Origin of the sequence: Streptococcus sp. KHUD_011 (assembly GCF_046352925.1) — a bacterium.
Taxonomy (GTDB): domain Bacteria; phylum Bacillota; class Bacilli; order Lactobacillales; family Streptococcaceae; genus Streptococcus.
Genome location: NZ_CP157578.1, coordinates 1,762,501 through 1,783,131 on the forward strand (window position 1 = coordinate 1,762,501; position 20,631 = coordinate 1,783,131).

The following is a 20,631-nucleotide window of genomic DNA, read 5'->3' on the forward strand; positions in this document are numbered from 1 at the left end:
CCTACCATACCTATAAAGGTATCCACAGCTTCGGTAAATTGTTTTAGCCCCGGTACATTTTCGGCGCAGGGTCACTCGACTAGTGAGCTATTACGCACTCTTTGAATGAATAGCTGCTTCTAAGCTAACATCCTAGTTGTCTGTGCAACCCCACATCCTTTTCCACTTAACAATTATTTTGGGACCTTAGCTGGTGGTCTGGGCTGTTTCCCTTTCGACTACGGATCTTAGCACTCGCAGTCTGACTGCCGACCATAATTCATTGGCATTCGGAGTTTATCTGAGATTGGTAATCCGGGATGGACCCCTCACCCAAACAGTGCTCTACCTCCAAGAATCTCTAATGTCGACGCTAGCCCTAAAGCTATTTCGGAGAGAACCAGCTATCTCCAAGTTCGTTTGGAATTTCTCCGCTACCCACAAGTCATCCAAGCACTTTTCAACGTGCCCTGGTTCGGTCCTCCAGTGCGTCTTACCGCACCTTCAACCTGCTCATGGGTAGGTCACATGGTTTCGGGTCTACGTCATGATACTAATTCGCCCTATTCAGACTCGGTTTCCCTACGGCTCCGTCTCTTCAACTTAACCTCGCATCATAACGTAACTCGCCGGTTCATTCTACAAAAGGCACGCTCTCACCCATTAACGGGCTCGAACTTGTTGTAGGCACACGGTTTCAGGTTCTATTTCACTCCCCTCCCGGGGTGCTTTTCACCTTTCCCTCACGGTACTGGTTCACTATCGGTCACTAGGAAGTATTTAGGGTTGGGAGATGGTCCTCCCAGATTCCGACGGGATTTCACGTGTCCCGCCGTACTCAGGATACTGCTAGGTACAAAGACTATTTTAAATACGAGGCTATTACTCTCTTTGGCTGATCTTCCCAAATCATTCTTCTATAATCTTTGAGTCCACATTGCAGTCCTACAACCCCGAAGAGTAAACTCTTCGGTTTGCCCTTCTGCCGTTTCGCTCGCCGCTACTAAGGCAATCGCTTTTGCTTTCTCTTCCTGCAGCTACTTAGATGTTTCAGTTCACTGCGTCTTCCTCCTCACATCCTTAACAGATGCGGGTAACAGGTAGTACCTGTTGGGTTCCCCCATTCGGAAATCCCTGGATCATCGCTTACTTACAGCTACCCAAGGCATATCGTCGTTTGTCACGTCCTTCTTCGGCTCCTAGTGCCAAGGCATCCACCGTGCGCCCTTATTAACTTAACCTTATTTTCTGACCTTTCAGTCATAAACTCTTATTAATACTACAGCGTTTTCGGTTTATTTTCTTGTTACTATTTGATATAGATATTCAATTTTCAATGTGCATTACTTGGTGATCTCTCACCAATGGAGCCTAGCGGGATCGAACCGCTGACCTCCTGCGTGCAAAGCAGGCGCTCTCCCAGCTGAGCTAAGGCCCCACAAGACCTCTCAAGACTAAACAAGACCAATGCGCAGTTCCTTATCCTTAGAAAGGAGGTGATCCAGCCGCACCTTCCGATACGGCTACCTTGTTACGACTTCACCCCAATCATCTATCCCACCTTAGGCGGCTGGCTCCTTACGGTTACCTCACCGACTTCGGGTGTTACAAACTCTCGTGGTGTGACGGGCGGTGTGTACAAGGCCCGGGAACGTATTCACCGCGGCGTGCTGATCCGCGATTACTAGCGATTCCGACTTCATGTAGGCGAGTTGCAGCCTACAATCCGAACTGAGACTGGCTTTAAGAGATTAGCTTGCCGTCACCGGCTTGCGACTCGTTGTACCAGCCATTGTAGCACGTGTGTAGCCCAGGTCATAAGGGGCATGATGATTTGACGTCATCCCCACCTTCCTCCGGTTTATTACCGGCAGTCTCGCTAGAGTGCCCAACTGAATGATGGCAACTAACAATAGGGGTTGCGCTCGTTGCGGGACTTAACCCAACATCTCACGACACGAGCTGACGACAACCATGCACCACCTGTCACCTCTGTCCCGAAGGAAAACTCTATCTCTAGAGCGGTCAGAGGGATGTCAAGACCTGGTAAGGTTCTTCGCGTTGCTTCGAATTAAACCACATGCTCCACCGCTTGTGCGGGCCCCCGTCAATTCCTTTGAGTTTCAACCTTGCGGTCGTACTCCCCAGGCGGAGTGCTTAATGCGTTAGCTGCGGCACTAAACCCCGGAAAGGGTCTAACACCTAGCACTCATCGTTTACGGCGTGGACTACCAGGGTATCTAATCCTGTTTGCTCCCCACGCTTTCGAGCCTCAGCGTCAGTTACAAGCCAGAGAGCCGCTTTCGCCACCGGTGTTCCTCCATATATCTACGCATTTCACCGCTACACATGGAATTCCACTCTCCCCTCTTGCACTCAAGTTAAACAGTTTCCAAAGCGTACTATGGTTAAGCCACAGCCTTTAACTTCAGACTTATCTAACCGCCTGCGCTCGCTTTACGCCCAATAAATCCGGACAACGCTCGGGACCTACGTATTACCGCGGCTGCTGGCACGTAGTTAGCCGTCCCTTTCTGGTAAGATACCGTCACAGTGTGAACTTTCCACTCTCACACTCGTTCTTCTCTTACAACAGAGCTTTACGATCCGAAAACCTTCTTCACTCACGCGGCGTTGCTCGGTCAGACTTCCGTCCATTGCCGAAGATTCCCTACTGCTGCCTCCCGTAGGAGTCTGGGCCGTGTCTCAGTCCCAGTGTGGCCGATCACCCTCTCAGGTCGGCTATGTATCGTCGCCTTGGTGAGCCGTTACCCCACCAACTAGCTAATACAACGCAGGTCCATCTGGTAGTGATGCAATTGCACCTTTTAAGCAAATGTCATGCAACATCTACTATTATGCGGTATTAGCTATCGTTTCCAATAGTTATCCCCCACTACCAGGCAGGTTACCTACGCGTTACTCACCCGTTCGCAACTCATCCAGAGAAGCAAGCTCCTCCTTCAGCGTTCTACTTGCATGTATTAGGCACGCCGCCAGCGTTCGTCCTGAGCCAGGATCAAACTCTCATTAAAAGTTTGAGTTCTCACTCATTTCTGTCACTGACAGATTTATTGTTTTTTTCATTGTTCAGTACTACAACAATTGTTGTAGTGCCCTGCACATTGGTTCGTCTTGTTCAGTTTTCAAAGGTCTTTGTCACTCGCTTCTCTCAAGTGACAACTATATTAGTATATCACAGTCGCTTTCGCTTGTCAACACTTTTTTGAAACTTTTTTTAAAACTTTTTTCATCAAGTGTTTCATCTGCAACATACCATAGTCCGTACGGGATTCGAACCCGTGTTACCGCCGTGAAAAGGCGGTGTCTTAACCCCTTGACCAACGGACCTGAGTTGTTATTTTCAACTCTTACTATTATACCCACTTTTTAAACTTTGTCAACTACTTTTTTTATCTTTTTTCAAGTTGAGTAAAAAGAGCCAGAATTTTACTGACTCTTCTATTGATTATTAAACTTAGAAGCACGTTCTTCTCCCCACCAATACGGGATTAGTTCTGCGACTTTAGCTTTTTTTCTTATATTATAGTCCATCATGAATTCTGCATCTTTATTTTCAGCGTTCAACTCTAAGAGGAATTCTCTGCAAGCGCCACAAGGCATACCCGAACTTCCACCATAAGGTGGTTTGTCTCGAAAGGCTAAGACTTTTTTAACCTTAGTTTGTCCTGAAAATTGGTACATATTGAAGAGTGCTGCCCGCTCTGCGCAGAGATGGAACACACCACAGGTCCCCTCCATACAGAATCCTGTAAATATTTGTCCATCTTCTGCTTCTACTGCAGCTACAACATGATTGGCATAAACAAAGTCTGATACTTCATGTGGATTGTATAGTTTCTGTGCTTCTTCATACATCTTTTCCCAGATGTCCATTGTTGCATCCTTCTTATTTAGAGATTTCTTTTAGCATATTTTCGATATGCTGAATTGATTTTTCACGTCCAAGCAAGAAAATCGTATCTGGCAATTCTGGTCCGTGCATTTCACCTGAAACTGCGATACGAATAGGCATGAAAAGATTTTTTCCTTTAATACCTGTTTCTTTTTGGACTGCTTTGATTTGTGGGAAAATATTTTCTGTTACAAATTCATCATCTGACATTGCTTCGAGTTTTGCTTTAAAGGCTTCAAGAACTGTTGGAACTGTGTCTCCCGCCATAACTTCACGCTCTGCTTCTGTCAATTCTGGGAAATCCGAGAAGAAAAGATCTGTCAATGGAATAATTTCATCTACTGATTTCATTTGTGGTTTATAGAGCTCAACTAGTTTTTCAGCCTTGTCAGTTAAACGGTCCGCTTCCTCTAAGAATGGTTTTGCCATCTCAAAGATAGTTTCTAGGTCTGCATTCTTGATATAATCATTGCTCATCCAGTCGAGTTTTTTCTGGTCAAAGGCTGCTGGAGACTTGCTCAGGCGGTTTTCATCGAAAAGTTTAATGAGTTCTTCACGAGAGAAGATTTCATCTTCGCCACCTGGGTTCCAACCAAGAAGAGCAATAAAGTTAAAGACTGCTTCTGGTAAATAACCTTTTTTACGGTAGTCTTCGATAAACTGAAGGGTGTTGGTGTCACGTTTAGACAATTTTTTCCCAGTTTCAGAGTTGATAATCAAGGTCATATGACCGAACTCTGGAGCTTCCCAACCAAGTGCTTCATAGACCATAAGCTGTTTTGGTGTATTAGCAATGTGGTCATCTCCACGGATTACATGAGAGATTTGCATATCATGGTCATCGATGACAACGGCAAAGTTGTAAGTTGGGTAACCGTCTTTCTTTTGGATAACCCAGTCACCACCAATATTGCCACCTTCAAATTCGATATCACCTTTAACCATATCATGCCACTTGTAGATACCTGACTCATTGACCGCCAAACGAACTGTTGGAATGATACCAGCTGCTTCACGTTCTGCGATGTAAGCTGCTTTTTCTTCTTCACTCATACCAAGGTATTCGTTAATGTAGCGAGGTGTTTCACCAGCTGCTTCTTGGCGTTCGCGTTCAGTTGCCAACTCTTCTTCTGTAACGTAAGATTTGTAGGCTTTTCCTTCAGCTAAGAGTTGGTCGATATATTTTTGATAGAGTTCCAAACGCTCAGACTGGCGGTAGTTTTCATGAGTTTCTGGACTTTCATCCCAATCCATACCCAACCAACGAAGGTTTTCAAGCTGTGAACGTTCTCCATCTTCGACGTGGCGCTTACGGTCAGTATCTTCGATACGGATAATAAAAGTTCCACCATGATGACGTGCGTAAAGGTAGTTAAACAATGCTGTACGGGCATTTCCGATGTGTAGTAGTCCTGTTGGACTTGGTGCGTAACGTACGCGGATATCTTTTGACATAGTTTCTCCTATAAAGTCTCTAGGCGTCTGCCTTTTTGCTCTCTATATTATATCACAAGTCTTGGCTGAGTCCAATTTCTATGGATAAAGAGAGTAAAAAGAGTGGATAAACCACTCTTTTCTTCCATTATTATAGACGTGCGTTAAGTTCTTTGCTCAATTCTTCAAATCCTGGTTTTCCAAGAAGGGCAAACATGTTACGTTTGTAAGCTTCAACACCTGGTTGGTCAAATGGGTTGATGGCATTCAAGTAACCTGAAAGGGCGATAGCCAATTCGAAGAAGTAGATTGTATAACCAAGAGTGAAGGCATCTTGCTCAGGAAGAGTAACATACATGTTTGGTACGTCACCATCTGTGTGGGCAAGAAGAACACCGTCAGTCGCTTTTTTGTTTACAAAGTCAACATCTTTTCCTTGGAGGTAGCCAAGTCCATCAAGATCTTCTTCCAAAGTAGGAATAATCACGTTCTTACGTGGTTTGTCAACACGGACAACTGTTTCAAACATGATACGAGTTCCTTCTTGGATAAATTGTCCAAGTGAGTGCAAGTCAGTTGAGAAGTTGGCTGAAGTTGGGTAGATACCTTTTTGGTCTTTCCCTTCTGTTCAAGCACCCCTTGTGGATGCATTTGCTGGAAATTCCCTTGCACTGACTGGCTAGTTTGATTGACTTGCCAATCAACCACTGCGTCATCTATTTTTTCTAATTTAGACCCAGAAGCCTGGACTTTTTGTCCAGGCTCTGAATCAATTTTTTAGACTTTTATTTTTCTAAATTGCTTGATTTGAAATTTTATTATGGTTAAGCAGTTTCAAAAATCTGAATGGTAGAATCTTTATCAATTACTACCGCTTGATCTGCTACAACATGGAGTGTACCAGGAAGGCTCCCCTCTTTTGAACCATCAAAAGAAATCGTGATATGTCCCAGTCCAGTTAAATTTTTTTCTACTACATTTCCTACGGAACTAATCGAATATTCCTGATTATCTACCACCAGCTTGCCACCTTCTAGTATTGCACCTAGAAGATTTTTGTTATCGATTTTAAAACAATACTCTGCTAAGTCTTCCGGAGCTTCTTCTCCAAACAAAATGAGCATATTGGCATCTTGAATCATATTCTGAGCTTCAGGCCCCACTTGAATTACTTTAGCTTCAAAAATTTTCTTCATCTAATTCCTATTCATCCTTTCTCAAATCTGTCATAAACTTATGCTTATAGATAAGTTTAACATAATAGTTGCTATGTTTACGTGCATCTATCAAAAGTTTACTGATAAAGGCCAATACTAGCTATCCAAGCTACTAGCACCCGCGGAACACCATTGAGAAAGCGTGAATAAAGCACAGAAGGGACACCAACCTCAACTGTTTCAGCCTTGGCTTCAGATAGACCGAGTGCTACAGGAATGAAATCACAACCGTTTTGAGTGTTGATAGCAAATATAGCTGGCAGAGCCATTTGGGGCGGAATAGTCCCTTTGCCGATTTCAACTCCAATTAAGGTTCCAATAATCTGACTGATAACAGCTCCGGGGCCTAACAAAGGAGATAGGAATGGCAAGGAACAGATAAAGCCAATCAAAATGAGTCCCCAGATGTTCCCAGCTAGGGGAACCATTAATTTTGCCAGCCAATTTCCAACACCTGAACCTTGAATAACCCCAATCAGCAAGGAAACAAAGGCCATGAAAGGAATGATCGTGTTGAGCATTGTTTGGATGGCTTCACGAGCAGCCTGGTTGAAAGTCGCAACGACCTTCCCAGCGCCCATCCCAATTCTTGCTACAATACTTGTTTCAGCTTTTTGCTCTGTAATTTTTTTACTAGTATCGTAAGTTGGCTTTTCTGTTACCACAGTTGTCGCTTTTTCGTCTTCATTAGCAGCAGAAATTTGATTAAGGCCAACTGCTGACACATAGATTTCCTCGGTTATATATTGAGCTAGAGGCCCACTTTTCCCTGTAGCGACAATATTTATTGTAGGGATCCCCTTTTTAGGATAAATACCACAGCGAAGAGTACCGCCACAATCCACGATTGCTAAAGCAATTTCCTCATCTGGGATAGAAGTTTTAAACCCATTAACAGCTTCCATACCGGTCAAATCAGCAATTTTATCTACAATATCTGGCTTTTCTCCTCCGCCAGTGATATAGATGAATTTATGCTTAGCTTCACTAGGTGTAATGACCAAAGGTCCTCCGAAACCGCCATTTCCTTTAACAACTTTTATACTCTTATATGACATAATTTCACTCTTTCTATAAATCAAATGTTTTACTCAAGGTAACACCTTGCTGTTTTGCTACATAAGCAGTTGTAAAATCGGTCACCCAACCGCCTACAAAGTTCATGACAAGCCCAACAAGCATGTAACGAATGGCTAAGTCCATTTGACTTAAACCTAAAGTTTGAATTCCTGTTGCAATTCCCATCCATACAAACAATTCCCCAGGATTGATATGCGGAAATACACCATTTGAAGTGTGGCAGAACTGCATCTGAGCTGCTACAAAACTAGGTTTATAATATTCTGGTAAGAAACGTCCCATACTGATTGCCATCGGATTCCCCAGCATAAAGGCAGAAATGAAAGGTAAAATCATATACCGGCTAACAGGATTTTTGGCAGAAATCTTAGCCAGGGAATTGACCTTCTCTTCTCCCAAGAAAGCGATAAGGGTATTCATTGCAATCAATAGCATCAAGACAAGCGGTACAATATTTGTCATCCAGCTAATAAAGGTTTCTCCACCTAATTGGAAGAGTTTCATAAAACTCTCTGCAAAATTTGTAATGTGATTCATAAGGAACTCCCTTTCTTATTTTTTTTAAATAACTGTTTAATAGATAATTGTAAGTAATTCGCATAAAAGCCGAATCCCAGAAAAGAATCAGATGAACTTGTCTCTTTCTCAATACCTGCCTCATTCCAAAGATAGACTTTTCTAGCATCTTCTATGGCTGATTGCATCAACTTATTTTCTTTTCTCACAAGAGGATTATACTTGTCAAAATAATGGATGTCTTCTCCAACATAATCGTCCATATTTTGAAAACGTGCTAAGATTGTGACTCCTTGCATTTTGCTAGCTTTAAGAACCCGACCGTTTTCATCAACCGCGAACATGACAATCGTACCGGATTTGATTCTTCCGGACTTCCTGCCAATCGCTACGCGCCCCAGTTTTCGGAGCATCGTATAGGTCTTATTGAAGTCTTTGAGTTGCTGCCAGCCGAGGAACATTTGAAATATATAAGCTGCCATGACAAATACAGCGAAAATTATTAGCGAATTCATTAAAATACTCCTTTGCTCTTAGAAAATGATAGAAACTCTGTCTCTGTTTCTACAGCCCTCAATGCTTCTTTTAGAGAAGGCTCTCCTGCAATTCGAAAAATGTCGTCATACAATTCCAGCAATTCACTCTCCATTTTGCTTTCAATTTCTGAGGGAATGGCGACTAGAAAGATAAATTCAATCCAATCATCTCCTTTTTGATAAGGCTCTTCTAGCTTTCCAAACATTAAAATAGTCTTTGCATAACCCTGGTTAATTGTATGGGGGAAGGCAATTCCTCCACCAAAAATGGTTGATTGTTTTTTATCCCTATCAATTATCCGATTTCTAAAACCTTCATCAATCATCTGAAGTTTCTCTAACTCTGCAACCATATTTAGCAAGTATTGCTGATAGGTTTTTTGGGGAGTCAAACGAAGAAAACGTAAGCTGACTGTTTCTAGATTTTTTTGATGAAAAGCATTGGCCCTCTGCCATTCTTCCTGCAGCCATTGATCATCAAAAAGATGATTAACTTGAATGACTGGAGATTTAGAATCTTTATATTTTAGAGGAACTGTCGTAAAAATCGCGAAATAGTCCTGATTCAAATCCAGATTAAAATCCTCTTCAGAATACTGAGTAATGTCTACATCATTTCCAAGAATTCGTCTGAGTTGCTGAATAATCATCGCAGCAGTTCCTCTTCCTGTTGTGCAAACTACAGCTATCTGCTTGCGAGAACCATTTACAACAGAGTTTTGCTTTCTTAAAATCATTTCAAAATACAAAGCCAGATATCCGATTTCAGATAATTCCAATTCAGAACCAAAAATTGCAGATAGTTCTTCTCCAGCAATTTTCGCCATTTCAAAAGCAAAAGGATATTGAGTTTGAACCTCGCCATGGAATATATCATTAGCTTGCACATGGAAAATCAGTCGATTGATTAAGGAGCCTAGATGAGACTTGATTTCTTCAAATAATTCTTCATCATCAAAGTTAACCAACATTGTTTCTTTGACTTTCTTGACAATCCCTTGAAAAATGTTTGCAAGCTGTTCAGATTGATAAGACGGCTTGCTTAAAGTGTCAATAAAACGGATATTAAACGGAAAACACAAAAAGTCTATCTCAAACTGACTGAGGGAAATCTTATAAGTCATCTCAATATGATAGATTAATTTTTCAACCAAAGGTGTCTCTGTTAAATCATTCCTATAGTAAGGAATAGGGCAACTCAACACCCTAGATGCATGAATACGCTCCACCATAATTGAAATGGTCTTTCGAAGGAGTTCCTTTGTTTCTTTCGGGATTTTATACTCCTGGAGTAGCGTCTCCAGAAAAGAAGATGTTGCCTCGGTGAGTGTCTTTCCTTCAAAGTAAGGGGCCACTTGGTGAATATAGAGCAAGCGCAAATTCAGCTCGGACCCCAAGACCTCCAGCCCACGGTTGGGCTTTCCTGAAATAGTGATAGAGTAACTCTCTGCCAAAGATTTTACTTGTTTTAAATCCTTATTAAGGGTACTTCTACTAACACCTGCTTCCTCAGCCAAGTCGTCAATAAGAAGAGGGGAGGTTGACTCAATTAAACGTTTTAGTAAATAGGCAATTCTTTTACTGGAAGAATTGAAGTCACTCTCCCGTTTTAAACTACCAGATAAAATCCTTTCCAACTCAGTATAGTCATACACCTCTAACATTAACTGATCATCTTGTGAGATAATCTGGATACTCGGAGCCAAAACATCATTTAATTGTTGGATACTCTTTTGCAAGGTTTGCATACTAATATCCAGCTCTGAGCGCATATCTACCAAGGAATAAGTTGGCTGTGAGACCATTTTTTCTAAAATATTATACCATCGATTTACTATGGTCAACTCTCTTCCTCACCTTCATTTTTTTAACCGCGAGTTTTCCCTCCGGCAATATTTGTAGTGACTCCAGTTATATAGCTAGAACGGTCTGAAATATAGAATGCTACAAGGTCAGCTACTTCCCGTAGTTTACCACTTCGTCCCAAAGGAGTTGTTGAAGTTGAAGCATAACCAGCTCGAATATCTTCTACCGTCTTTCCACGGGTATAAGCAAGAGCTTCCTCATAAGAAAGAGTTCGAAGTCCCGTAGCTTCCATAATTCCTGGAGCAATTCCAACCACACGTACACCATGCTTACCCAGCTCTTTTGCCCATGAACGAGTGTAACTATAGACTGCTGCTTTTGTGGCAGCATAGGCACTTTGTCCTTCAGAACCTTCCAAGCCTGCTTCTGAAGCCATGTTCACAATTACACCTTTTCCATTTTTCACTAAAATACGTCCTACTGCCTGACTAACCAAATACAAACCTTTTTGATTAATCATTGTTACTTTTTCAAACGTTTCATCGTCTAACTCGTAAGGACCTTTAGGATTTTCTGCATCAATTAATAATCTGGGAACATTAATCCCTGCATTATTGACTACCGCATCAATATTGCCAAATCTTTCAACTATTTTGGCAACACCCTCTTCTACTTCAGAGCGAGAAGTTACATCAACTTTTACAAATAATAGATTCGGGTGACGCAAATCGTTGTCGCTAAGATCAAAATTCGCTACATTGACTCCTAATTCCAGCAATTCTTCAACGATTGCCTTACCGATCCCAGATGACGCGCCAGTCACAAGAACTGTTTTGCCTTTTATGTTTAACCAATCATTCATTTTGATACCTCTCAAATTTTATTTACAAGGCAATTATACAGCGCTTTCATAAAAGAATTAAGACACTCTTTTTTACACTTTTAAAAAAAATAATAAACTAATTAAGAGGCTTGTACTAAAAATCCACAAGAAATGAACTTGTGGATCTTTTTATATTCTAAATGAACTCAAAGCATATGAGAATCAAAGGCGTGCATTCAACTCAGCACCCAGCTCTTCAAAGCCTGGTTTCCCAAGAAGAGCAAACATGTTTTTCTTATAAGCTTCAACTCCAGGCTGGTCAAATGGATTGATACCATTCAGGTAGCCAGAAAGAGCAATAGCCAACTCAAAGAAGTAAATAGTGTAGCCCAAAGTGAACTCATCTTGCTCAGGCAGTGTCACAAACATATTTGGAACTCCACCATCAGTGTGTGCTAACAGCACTCCATCTGTAGCTTTTTTATTGACAAAGTCAACATCTTTTCCTTGCAAGTAGCCAAGACCGTCCAAGTCTTCTGCCAATTCAGGAATCAGCACATTTTTGCGAGGTTTATCTACACGGATAACTGTTTCAAAGAGGATACGGGTACCTTCCTGGATAAATTGTCCCAGAGAGTGCAAGTCTGTTGAGAAGTTAGCTGAAGTTGGATAAATCCCTTTTTGGTCTTTCCCTTCTGACTCACCAGCCAGTTGCTTCCACCACTCAGAGAAGTATTGCAGAGATGGTTCATAGTTAGCTAGAACTTCTGTCAGATAACCTTTACGGTACAAGATATTGCGTACAACTGCATATTGATATGCTTCATTTTCAGCCAACTTATCAGAAGCATAAGCCTTGCGAGCAGCATTTGCTCCTTCCATTAACTTGCTGATATCAGCTCCTGCAGCTGCGATTGGCAAGAGCCCCACTGCTGTCAATACTGTAAAACGACCACCTACACTATCAGGCACTACAAAAGTATCCCAGCCATTAGCATCTGCTTCAACTTTAACTGCACCTTTAGCGCGGTCTGTAGTTGCGTAGATACGTTGGTTAGCTTCTTCTTGACCGTACTTCTTAACCAAGAGTTCTTTGAAGACACGGAAAGCAATAGCCGGTTCAGTTGTTGTACCTGATTTAGAAATCACGTTTACTGAGAAATCTTTGTCTGATACATAGTCTACCAAATCAGCCAAATAGCTTGAAGAGATAGAGTTTCCAGCATAGAGGATCTGAGGTGCCTTGCGTTCTTCCTTTCTTTGCAAGTTTACAAATGAATTATTCAAGAAATCAATAGCTGCACGAGCTCCTAAATAGGAACCACCAATACCGATTACGATCAATACCTCACTATCAGATTGGATTTTAGCAGCAGCCTTTTGAATACGAGCAAATTCATCTTTGTCATATTCTTCAGGTAAGTTCAACCAGCCAGTCATTTCTGCCCCAGGACCTGTACCATTTCTCAGAGCAGAATCTGCTGCAGTCACTTGAGGCTGCATATAATCTAGTTCATGTGGTGCAACAAATTTATCTAATACTTTTGAATAATCAAATTTAATATGTGACATAATATTCCTCCAAAATTTCTTCTCTTCTATCATAACGCTTACCTTCGTTTTTTTCAAGTTTTTTTGTCGAATTTCTCCATTTTTTATCAGAATTCAAACGTTTGCGTAAAAATCCCACATTCCAAAAATTTTGAAAAAATAAAATAAAGAACGACCAGATGTCCCAGTCGTTACAGTTCATTCAATAAATACTCAAATAATTCTAAATTGCCATCTTCTTCATTAACCAGAAACTCTGGATGCCACTGCAAACCGATAATGCGGTGCTCGTCGATAGACTCAATCGCTTCAATAGTTTGGTCTCTTGGATCAATAGCAGTTACACGGAAATTAGGTGCCAAATCTTTAATACTTTGACGATGGACGGAGTTGACTTGACTTTCTTTTCCAAATAGCTTAGCCACCACGCTTCCTTCTACTGTCTCAATAGAATGAGATGTTCCGAAAGGCAGGCCTTGCCAGTGACCTTCGATTTCTTGATTGAGCGTTCCACCAAAGGCAACATTGACAAGTTGAACACCGCGACAGATTGCCATAATTGGTTTATTCTGACGAAGCGCTTCTTTCAAGAGTGCCAATTCAAACTCATCGCGGACTAGATTGTAATCATCGCTCTCGATGGTCTTTTTCTCTCCATAAAACTGAGGATGAACATTTTGGCCTCCTGTCAAAATGAGTTTGTCAATCATTTCCACATAATCGCGTACAACTGACTCATCACCAATAGGAATGACTAAAGGGAGACCACCGACTTGACGAATGCTCTCTGCGAATCTACAAGATACAGATGAATGAATGTTTTTACCTTCTGCGTCTACGGGACATAGATTTGCAGCAACTCCTACAACCGTTCTAGGCATGATGTCTCTCCTTTCGAATATTAACGATAGTCCTATCATATCACTCAAAATGACTTTCGTCTAATATGTTTTTTTAAAGGCCGTGATAAATATTTTTTATGGACAAGAAAAAGCTGCCCACATAGGACAACTTCTTTCTTATTCAAAAACAAATTGATTGTGATAGAGTTCTGAATAGAAGCCACCTAGTTTCAAAAGTTCATGGTGATTACCGCGTTCAATGACTTCTCCATCTTTAAGGACAATAATCTGATCTGCATTGAGGATAGTCTTCAAACGGTGGGCAATGACGAAACTGGTTCTGCCTGCTACAACCGCCTCCATGGCATGCTGAATCTTGCTTTCTGTCACCGTATCTACGTTTGAAGTGGCTTCATCGAGAATGAGAACTTCTGGATCTGTCATCAGGGTTCGAGCGATAGAAATCAATTGTTTCTGTCCTGTTGAGAAGATGCTCTGGTCATCATCTATAAGGGTATCGTATTTGTCAGGTAAGCTTTCGATGTAGTCGTGAATGTGGGTTGCCTTGGCTGCTGCCTCAACCATTTCTTGACTAGCATCTGGCACACCAAAACGGATATTGTCTCGAATCGTTCCGCTAAACAAGACCGAATCCTGCAAGACAATTCCCACCTTGCTTCTGAGACTATCCAAATCATAGTCACGAATGTCTTTGCCATCAAAATAAATACCACCAGCATCAACATCATAAAAGCGATTGATGAGGTTCATAATAGTCGTTTTCCCTGACCCTGTCGGCCCAACAACCGCTGTCATCTGGCCTTTCGGAGCGGAAATGCTGACATCTTTCAAAATAGGTTTATCAGGCAAGTATGAAAAATCAATATGACTAATTTCAACACCTTCTTGTAACTTAGTGAAGATTGGAGCCTTTTCAGGTCGAATTTCTTCCTCTGCATCAAACATTTCCTGAATCCGTTCAGCACCTGTAAAGGCTAACTGAAGACTTCCCCAACTAGCTGCAACTTGGATAATAGGCTGGTAGTATTGCTGTGAAAATTGGGCAAACATAACAATCAAACCTAGGGCTGTACTTGTTTCAATAGTCTTGTCATTTAATAAAACAGCTGAACCCGCAAAGATGACGATGGCTGTATTAACCAGACTCATCCCATTCATGACAGGGAACAAAATTCCTGAGAACATTCTTCCTTTAAAGGTTGCCTTGCGCACGCGCTCATTTTGTTCAAGAAATCCTGCCATCATATCCTCTTGAATCCCTTGCACAATCACAGCTTTTTGACCTGAGATACTCTCATCCATATAGGCGTTGAGCTTCCCTACCTCTTTCTGCTGGAGGTTGGTGTATTTGCGTGCCATTTTTACAATAAAAATCAGCATAAGGAAGGCCACTGGTGTGCTAGCGATAGTGATGAGCCCCAGCGTCACATTTCTCGAAAACATGACAAGAATCAGGCCAATGTATAAAACAATATTGCTCATGACCTGAATCAAGCTTTCGTTAAAAGCTTGGAGAATATTATCCAAATCACTGGTAAAACGAGACAGGATATCGCCATCTTGTCGGCGGTCAAAGAAAGAAACCGTCAAGCGAGCAAGCTTACCGAAGAGGCCTTTGCGCATCTCGTTGGTCGACTCTGCAATCACGCGCGTCATGAGGCACATGTATATCATACTAGAGATAAATAGAACCAAAACCAGCAGGCCAAGATTGACCATGATTCCTGATAGACTTTGCCAAACAAGTTCTGGATTGCCATCTTGATAAGCTTGAACTAAATTAGCTAGCTGCGTTACTGCTTGTCCAGAAAATACCGGAAAGAGAGCTTGGGCAAGAGTCGCCAGAACAATCATCAGGATAACAACTACAAATGATAGCTTATAGATTTTAAAATAATTCCAAAAAAATTGAACTGTCTTCATTTTACTCCTCCTTTCCTTTCTGTGTTTCGTAGATTTCACGGTAAACAGCATTGTTGGCAACCAAGTCTGCATGCGTGCCTTGACCAATCAATCGTCCTTGATCTAGAACCAAAATCTTGTCTGCATGAACTACCGAGCTAATCTTTTGAGCGATGATAATAGTTGTTGTTCCCTTCAAGTCCTTATTCAAGGCTTCCTGAACCAAACGCTCTGACTTGGCATCCAAGGCTGAGGTCGAATCGTCAAAAATCAGAATACGCGGATTGCTGACAATTCCACGCGCAATCGACATCCTTTGCTTTTGCCCACCTGAGAAGTTGGTTCCCCGTTCCTCAACTGGACTTTCAAAGGTTTTCTCCATACGATGAATGAATTCACTGGCTTGGGCAATATTGGCTGCACGCTCCATTTCAAATAGAGTAGCATCTCCCTTACCCTGTCTCAAGTTATCTGCAATCGTTCCACTAAAGAGAATGGCACGTTGAAGAACGATAGAAACAGTTTTACGCAAGGTTCCTTCACTCACTTCTCGAATATCCTTGCCTCCAATTTTGATGGCCCCTTCCTGCGGATCAAAGAGACGTGGAATCAATTGAGCCAAGGTTGATTTTCCTGCACCAGTCGCTCCAACTACACCAACCATTTGACCAGGTTCGATAGTAAAGGTCACATCTTTCAGAATCGGTTCCTTATCCATTGGATAGGTAAAGGTCACATTTTCAAAGCTAAGACTGCCGACCAACTCTTCATCTGGTACATCCTTGAAGGTCATGGCTGGCTCTGCGTCAAGAATTTCTCGAATACGACGCATAGAAATCATAGCACGACTGACAGAATTTCCCAAAAATCCAACCATAACAATGGTAAAGATAATCTGGCTTAGGTAATTAACAAAGGAAGCAATGGAACCAACAACTGACGGATCCGATTGAACCATCCCTGCAACTAGCCAAATAGAGAGGAAAACCGCTCCATAACCGACCAACATCATGACAGGTTCCACTACTGAAAAGGCATATCCGATGTAAAGGTTTTGACCGAGAAGCTCGTCTGAAACCTCCGTAAACTTAGCAAACTGCTCTTTTTCTTGGACAAAGGACTTGACCACACGAACACCGCGTAGATTTTCCTTGGCAATGGCATTGATGCGCTCAAGAAGAGTTTGAAACTTGGCAAAACGAGGTCCCATCATTCCCATCATGACAGCAGTCAAGCCAAAAATCAAGACTACCATGAGAACAATCACCCACCACAGAGAAGGTAAAGTTTGAACCGCCAGGATAAACGAACCGATGAACAAGAGGGGAAGTCTGAAAAGAATTTGGAAGGTCATCATGACGACGTTCTGAATCTGGTTGATATCATTTGTCATGCGAACGACTAGATTTCCCGCATTAAATTGTTCAATATTGGCATAAGAAAAGGTTTGGATTTTACGGAAGGCATCCTCCCGAAGGTCAGATGAAACTCCTTGGGCAATATAGGCTGCGAGGACAACATTGAGCCCACCAGCAACCAGACCAACCACGGCCACACCAATCAACCAAGCCCCGATACTATAAATAGCTTCATATTTTCCAGCAAGGAGGGCGTCTAACACTTCCTGCAGATAACGCGGTTGCAGAAGTGAACTAGCAACCATCAAGCCTGTCATCAGGAGCGAAGCTAAGGCCTGCCACTTGTAGGTTTTTATTTTCTGAATCAGCATACTTTCTCCTTAAAAAATAGACAAAAGGGAGCGACAATGCGTCAGCTCCTTCTCATTCTGTTTGTGTGATGTTATTCTAGCAAAAAAGTGGGAACTTGTCAAAGAAGTCTCCTTGATACAGCTAGAATGACTAGTAATTTTCTCTTTATAGTTTCTGTTTTAACTCGACCAAGACATTCATAGCTTGCATAGGTGTCATATTGTAAACATCCAGTTTAGACAATTCTGCTAGGATAGGATGCTCTTCTGCCGTATCAAAGAGTGAAATCTGTTCAGTGACATCACTTGTTTGCCTCATGGGAGCAGGACTTTCTGTTCCTTGACTCTCTAGCTGAGTCAAAATCTTATCCGCCCTTGCTAAAAGATCTGCTGGCAAACCAGCAATCTTGGCAACATGGATACCGTAGGATTTATCAGCTGGACCTGGCTCAATCTTATGAAGGAAGGTAACCTGCCCATCCTTCTCCAAAGTTGCCACATGGACATTGACCAAGTGTTGTAAACTAGACTCCAGACTAGTCAACTCATGGTAGTGGGTCGCAAAGAGGGTCTTGGCTCCGATGTGCTCATGGATGTATTCGATGATGGACTGAGCAAGAGCCATTCCGTCATAAGTTGCAGTTCCACGACCTAACTCATCAAAGAGAATGAGAGAGTTCTTGGTCGCATGCGAAATGGCATTGTTGGCCTCCATCATCTCCACCATAAAGGTTGACTGACCCGAAACCAAGTCATCTGCTGCTCCGATACGGGTAAAGATAGCATCAAAAATCGGTAAATAGGCGCTTTCTGCTGGTACATAAGACCCCAGCTGGGCCATAACCGCCGTCATGGCTAATTGACGCATGTAGGTAGACTTCCCGCTCATGTTTGGCCCTGTAATCAGCTGAATACTAGTATCTTCTGCCATCTGAATCGTATTTGGAATATAGGTTTGAGCCCCCATCACCTTTTCAACGACAGCATGGCGACCTTTCTGAATATCAATTTGTGAATCCTCTCCAAACTCAGGTCGAATCAAATGCTGGGTTTCAGCCACAACTGCTAGACTCTGTAAGACATCAACTGTCGCAATTCCTTGGGCTAGAGCCTGCAAACGCTGGATGTACTTGCTGACCTCTTCACGAATACGCATAAAGATTTCGTACTCTAGGTTAGCTGACTTTTCACGCGCCTCCAGCATATCTCCCTCGATACGGGCTAATTCTTCGGTTCCAAAGCGTTCTGAGTTTTTCAGCGTTGCCTTGCGGAAAAAATGGGCTGGCACATTTTCCAGTTGAGAATTGGTCACATGGAAATAGTAGCCATCCTTCTTATTGTAGTCAATCTTGAGCGTACTGATACCAGAGTTTTCTCGCTCCTTAGCCTCAATTTCCGCAATCCAGCTCGTACCTTCTCTGAGAACTCGACGGTACTTGTCTAAGGTCTCATCAAATCCAGTCCGGATAATTCCCCCATCTGTAATCACATGAGAAGCTTCAGGAGCAATCGCTGCACTAATCAAGCTCTCCAACTCTGGAATGGCATCTAGTTGTGCGATCAGATAGGCTAGAGCAGGTTGCTCCATCCCCTCTAAAATCGCACGAATCCTTGGCACACTAGACAGAGTGGCCGCCAACTGCAAGAGATCCTTGGGATTGGTTTTGCCAAAAGAAACACGACTAGCCAAGCGTTCGATATCATAAACACCCTTGAGACTGTCTGTCAAATCACTGCGCTCAAAGAAATGGTCGAGAAAGACCTGCACCACTTCTTGACGTTGGATAATTCGTTCCTTATCAATCAAAGGACGATGAATCCAAGAACGCAAGAGTCGCATCCCCATAGCCGTCTTTGTTTCATCCAAAAGCCAGAAAAGACTGCCTTGCTTCTTGCCTGAACGAGCATTCTCAACCAAATCCAGACTAGCCTTGGTCGCATAATCCATCTGCAAGAAATCCTTGATTTCATATCGGACAACAGGTTTGAGGTGGTTCAATTCCCTCATCTGGGTCCGATGAACATACTGGAGCAGCTTACTAGATGCCGCTTGCTCCACTGTTGCTAATCGTGAATCCAATAAATGAAGATCCTCAAATCCTTCTTTCTCATAGGAAAGCACCAGATTCATCTGGCGACTAAGGATTTGTTCTTCTTCCTCAGACAAATCATAACCCAGCACCACTTCTCGCGCCTTGAGATTGCGGATTTCCCCACAAACCAGCGTGAAATCCAATAGACCTGTCACATAAAAATCACCTGTCACCAGGTCCATATAAGCTAGACCAAACTGATTGCCATCACGATCTATGGCAACCAAAAAATTATTCTGACTATCCGGCTTACTGCTATCGACCACTGTCCCTGGCGTAATGACCTGAACAACCTCTCGTTTCACAACCCCAACTGCTTGTTTAGGATCTTCCATCTGCTCTGCGATAGCCACCTTATAGCCCTGCTCAATCAAGACATCGATGTACTGTTGGGCAGAATGATAGGGAACACCCGCCATAGGAATCGGATTGTCAGCATTCTTGTTGCGACTCGTTAAGGAAATTTCCAGAATCTGCGCAGCATTGACCGCATCCTCATAAAATAATTCATAAAAATCACCCATCCGAAAGAGCAAAAAAGCATCTGGATATTGCTTTTTAATATCCACATACTGTTGCATGCCGGGTGATAGCTTTTCTGTCGCCATTTTCCGTCTCTCCTTGTCAAAAATAAGTCTTGAGAGCAACTCCCAAGACCTTACTTATCTTTCATCAAATCTAGCAAACGATCTTCCATGAGTTTGGCAACGTGCTGGTCTCGACAAATAACCAATAAGGTATTGGCACCAGCAACTGTTCCTAAAATCCATTCATCCTTGTTTGCATCTACAATATTTGCCAAAACAGAGGCTTCTCCCAATTTGGTATGAAGCACCAAGGTAAACTCTGCTCTTGCAACACCTTCTAAATGATGAGACAAAAATTCCACCAAATCAATCTTTTCTGTCTCATTTGCTAGTACATAATACACCATATCATTTTTCTTGACCTTGGTCAAGCCGATTTCGCGCAAATCACGAGACAAGGTTGTCTGCGTCACAAAGACATTGTGCGCCTCCAAGCGATCTTGAATTTCTTTTTGTGTACTTAATTTCTCCTCAGTAATCATTTTTTTTATTAACTGATGACGATCTCTTTTTCTCATAAAATCCTCTTATATGCATATTTATAACTAATTTTATAACTATATTATACCAAAAAAACAGGAGATTTCAAAAATTTTTTCTTCTTTCTTTAAAATTATGAT

At 42.2% G+C, this 20,631-nt stretch carries 14 protein-coding genes, 2 tRNA genes, 2 rRNA genes and 2 pseudogenes (1 of these 20 only partly in view); all 20 read right to left on the bottom strand.

All coding sequences use genetic code 11. From position 1 onward, the window contains the following. Positions 1-1,220 (bottom strand): 23S ribosomal RNA (locus ABKJ27_RS08615); it reaches 1,682 nt to the left of the window's first position. 124 nt (positions 1,221-1,344) lie between these two features. Further along, positions 1,345-1,417: transfer RNA gene (locus ABKJ27_RS08620), tRNA-Ala, on the bottom strand. Positions 1,418-1,468: 51 nt separating this feature from the next. Further along, positions 1,469-3,014: ribosomal RNA gene (locus tag ABKJ27_RS08625) — 16S ribosomal RNA — on the bottom strand. Together the 16S and 23S rRNA genes with 2 tRNA genes alongside form the textbook arrangement of a ribosomal RNA operon. Positions 3,015-3,258: 244 nt before the next feature. After that, positions 3,259-3,330: transfer RNA gene (locus ABKJ27_RS08630), tRNA-Glu, on the bottom strand. Positions 3,331-3,441: 111 nt separating this feature from the next. Next, on the bottom strand, positions 3,442-3,876 hold the full coding sequence (locus tag ABKJ27_RS08635) for a cytidine deaminase family protein (RefSeq protein WP_049494715.1): 435 nt from the start codon (positions 3,874-3,876) through the stop codon (positions 3,442-3,444). 13 nt (positions 3,877-3,889) lie between these two features. Further along, positions 3,890-5,350, bottom strand: a complete 1,461-nt coding sequence (gltX, locus tag ABKJ27_RS08640) for a glutamate--tRNA ligase (RefSeq protein ID WP_410011690.1) — start codon at positions 5,348-5,350, stop codon at positions 3,890-3,892. A 130-nt stretch (positions 5,351-5,480) separates the two neighbouring features. Next, positions 5,481-5,957: pseudogene (gene pgi / locus ABKJ27_RS08645) on the bottom strand (glucose-6-phosphate isomerase); the annotation flags it as partial. Between the two features lie 196 nt (positions 5,958-6,153). Continuing rightward, positions 6,154-6,525 (bottom strand): PTS glucitol/sorbitol transporter subunit IIA, encoded by a 372-nt coding sequence (locus ABKJ27_RS08650; protein ID WP_410011691.1) that lies wholly within the window; start codon positions 6,523-6,525, stop codon positions 6,154-6,156. A gap of 98 nt (positions 6,526-6,623) precedes the next feature. After that, entirely contained in the window at positions 6,624-7,604 is a 981-nt protein-coding gene (srlE, locus tag ABKJ27_RS08655; RefSeq protein ID WP_038804194.1) for a PTS glucitol/sorbitol transporter subunit IIB, read from the bottom strand. Between the two features lie 13 nt (positions 7,605-7,617). After that, a complete protein-coding gene (srlA, locus tag ABKJ27_RS08660) occupies positions 7,618-8,163 on the bottom strand; it encodes a PTS glucitol/sorbitol transporter subunit IIC (RefSeq protein ID WP_001015684.1) in 546 nt (181 codons plus the stop codon). Next, complete coding sequence (locus ABKJ27_RS08665) at positions 8,160-8,657, bottom strand: transcriptional regulator GutM (protein ID WP_033585448.1); 498 nt, start codon at positions 8,655-8,657, stop codon at positions 8,160-8,162. Before ABKJ27_RS08665 ends, srlA begins: the two co-directional genes overlap by 4 nt. Continuing rightward, positions 8,657-10,483, bottom strand: a complete 1,827-nt coding sequence (locus ABKJ27_RS08670) for a BglG family transcription antiterminator (protein WP_080639548.1) — start codon at positions 10,481-10,483, stop codon at positions 8,657-8,659. The genes ABKJ27_RS08665 and ABKJ27_RS08670 overlap by 1 nt, the downstream gene beginning before the upstream one ends. A 62-nt stretch (positions 10,484-10,545) precedes the next feature. Continuing rightward, a complete protein-coding gene (locus ABKJ27_RS08675; protein WP_038804195.1) occupies positions 10,546-11,346 on the bottom strand; it encodes an SDR family oxidoreductase in 801 nt (266 codons plus the stop codon). A 183-nt stretch (positions 11,347-11,529) separates the two neighbouring features. Further along, positions 11,530-12,879: a glucose-6-phosphate isomerase gene (locus ABKJ27_RS08680; RefSeq protein ID WP_000018239.1), complete on the bottom strand. Its 1,350-nt coding sequence runs from the start codon at positions 12,877-12,879 to the stop codon at positions 11,530-11,532. Then, positions 12,866-13,046 (bottom strand): annotated as a pseudogene (locus tag ABKJ27_RS08685) (hypothetical protein). The gene ABKJ27_RS08680 and the pseudogene ABKJ27_RS08685 overlap by 14 nt, the downstream one beginning before the upstream one ends. Positions 13,047-13,049: 3 nt before the next feature. After that, positions 13,050-13,739 (bottom strand): gamma-glutamyl-gamma-aminobutyrate hydrolase family protein, encoded by a 690-nt coding sequence (locus ABKJ27_RS08690; protein ID WP_410011692.1) that lies wholly within the window; start codon positions 13,737-13,739, stop codon positions 13,050-13,052. 138 nt (positions 13,740-13,877) lie between these two features. After that, positions 13,878-15,644 carry a multidrug efflux ABC transporter subunit PatB gene (gene patB / locus ABKJ27_RS08695; RefSeq protein ID WP_265473054.1) on the bottom strand — a complete coding sequence of 589 codons (1,767 nt, stop codon included), beginning with the start codon at positions 15,642-15,644 and terminating at the stop codon, positions 13,878-13,880. Position 15,645: 1 nt separating this feature from the next. Next, the gene (gene patA, locus ABKJ27_RS08700; RefSeq protein ID WP_265473053.1) at positions 15,646-17,352 is read right to left on the bottom strand and encodes a multidrug efflux ABC transporter subunit PatA; all 1,707 of its coding nucleotides are present in this window, start codon (positions 17,350-17,352) and stop codon (positions 15,646-15,648) included. Positions 17,353-17,497: 145 nt separating this feature from the next. After that, positions 17,498-20,032, bottom strand: a complete 2,535-nt coding sequence (gene mutS, locus ABKJ27_RS08705; RefSeq protein WP_265476411.1) for a DNA mismatch repair protein MutS — start codon at positions 20,030-20,032, stop codon at positions 17,498-17,500. 50 nt (positions 20,033-20,082) lie between these two features. After that, entirely contained in the window at positions 20,083-20,529 is a 447-nt protein-coding gene (argR, locus tag ABKJ27_RS08710; protein WP_001231476.1) for an arginine repressor, read from the bottom strand. Between the last annotated feature and the right edge of the window lie 102 nt (positions 20,530-20,631).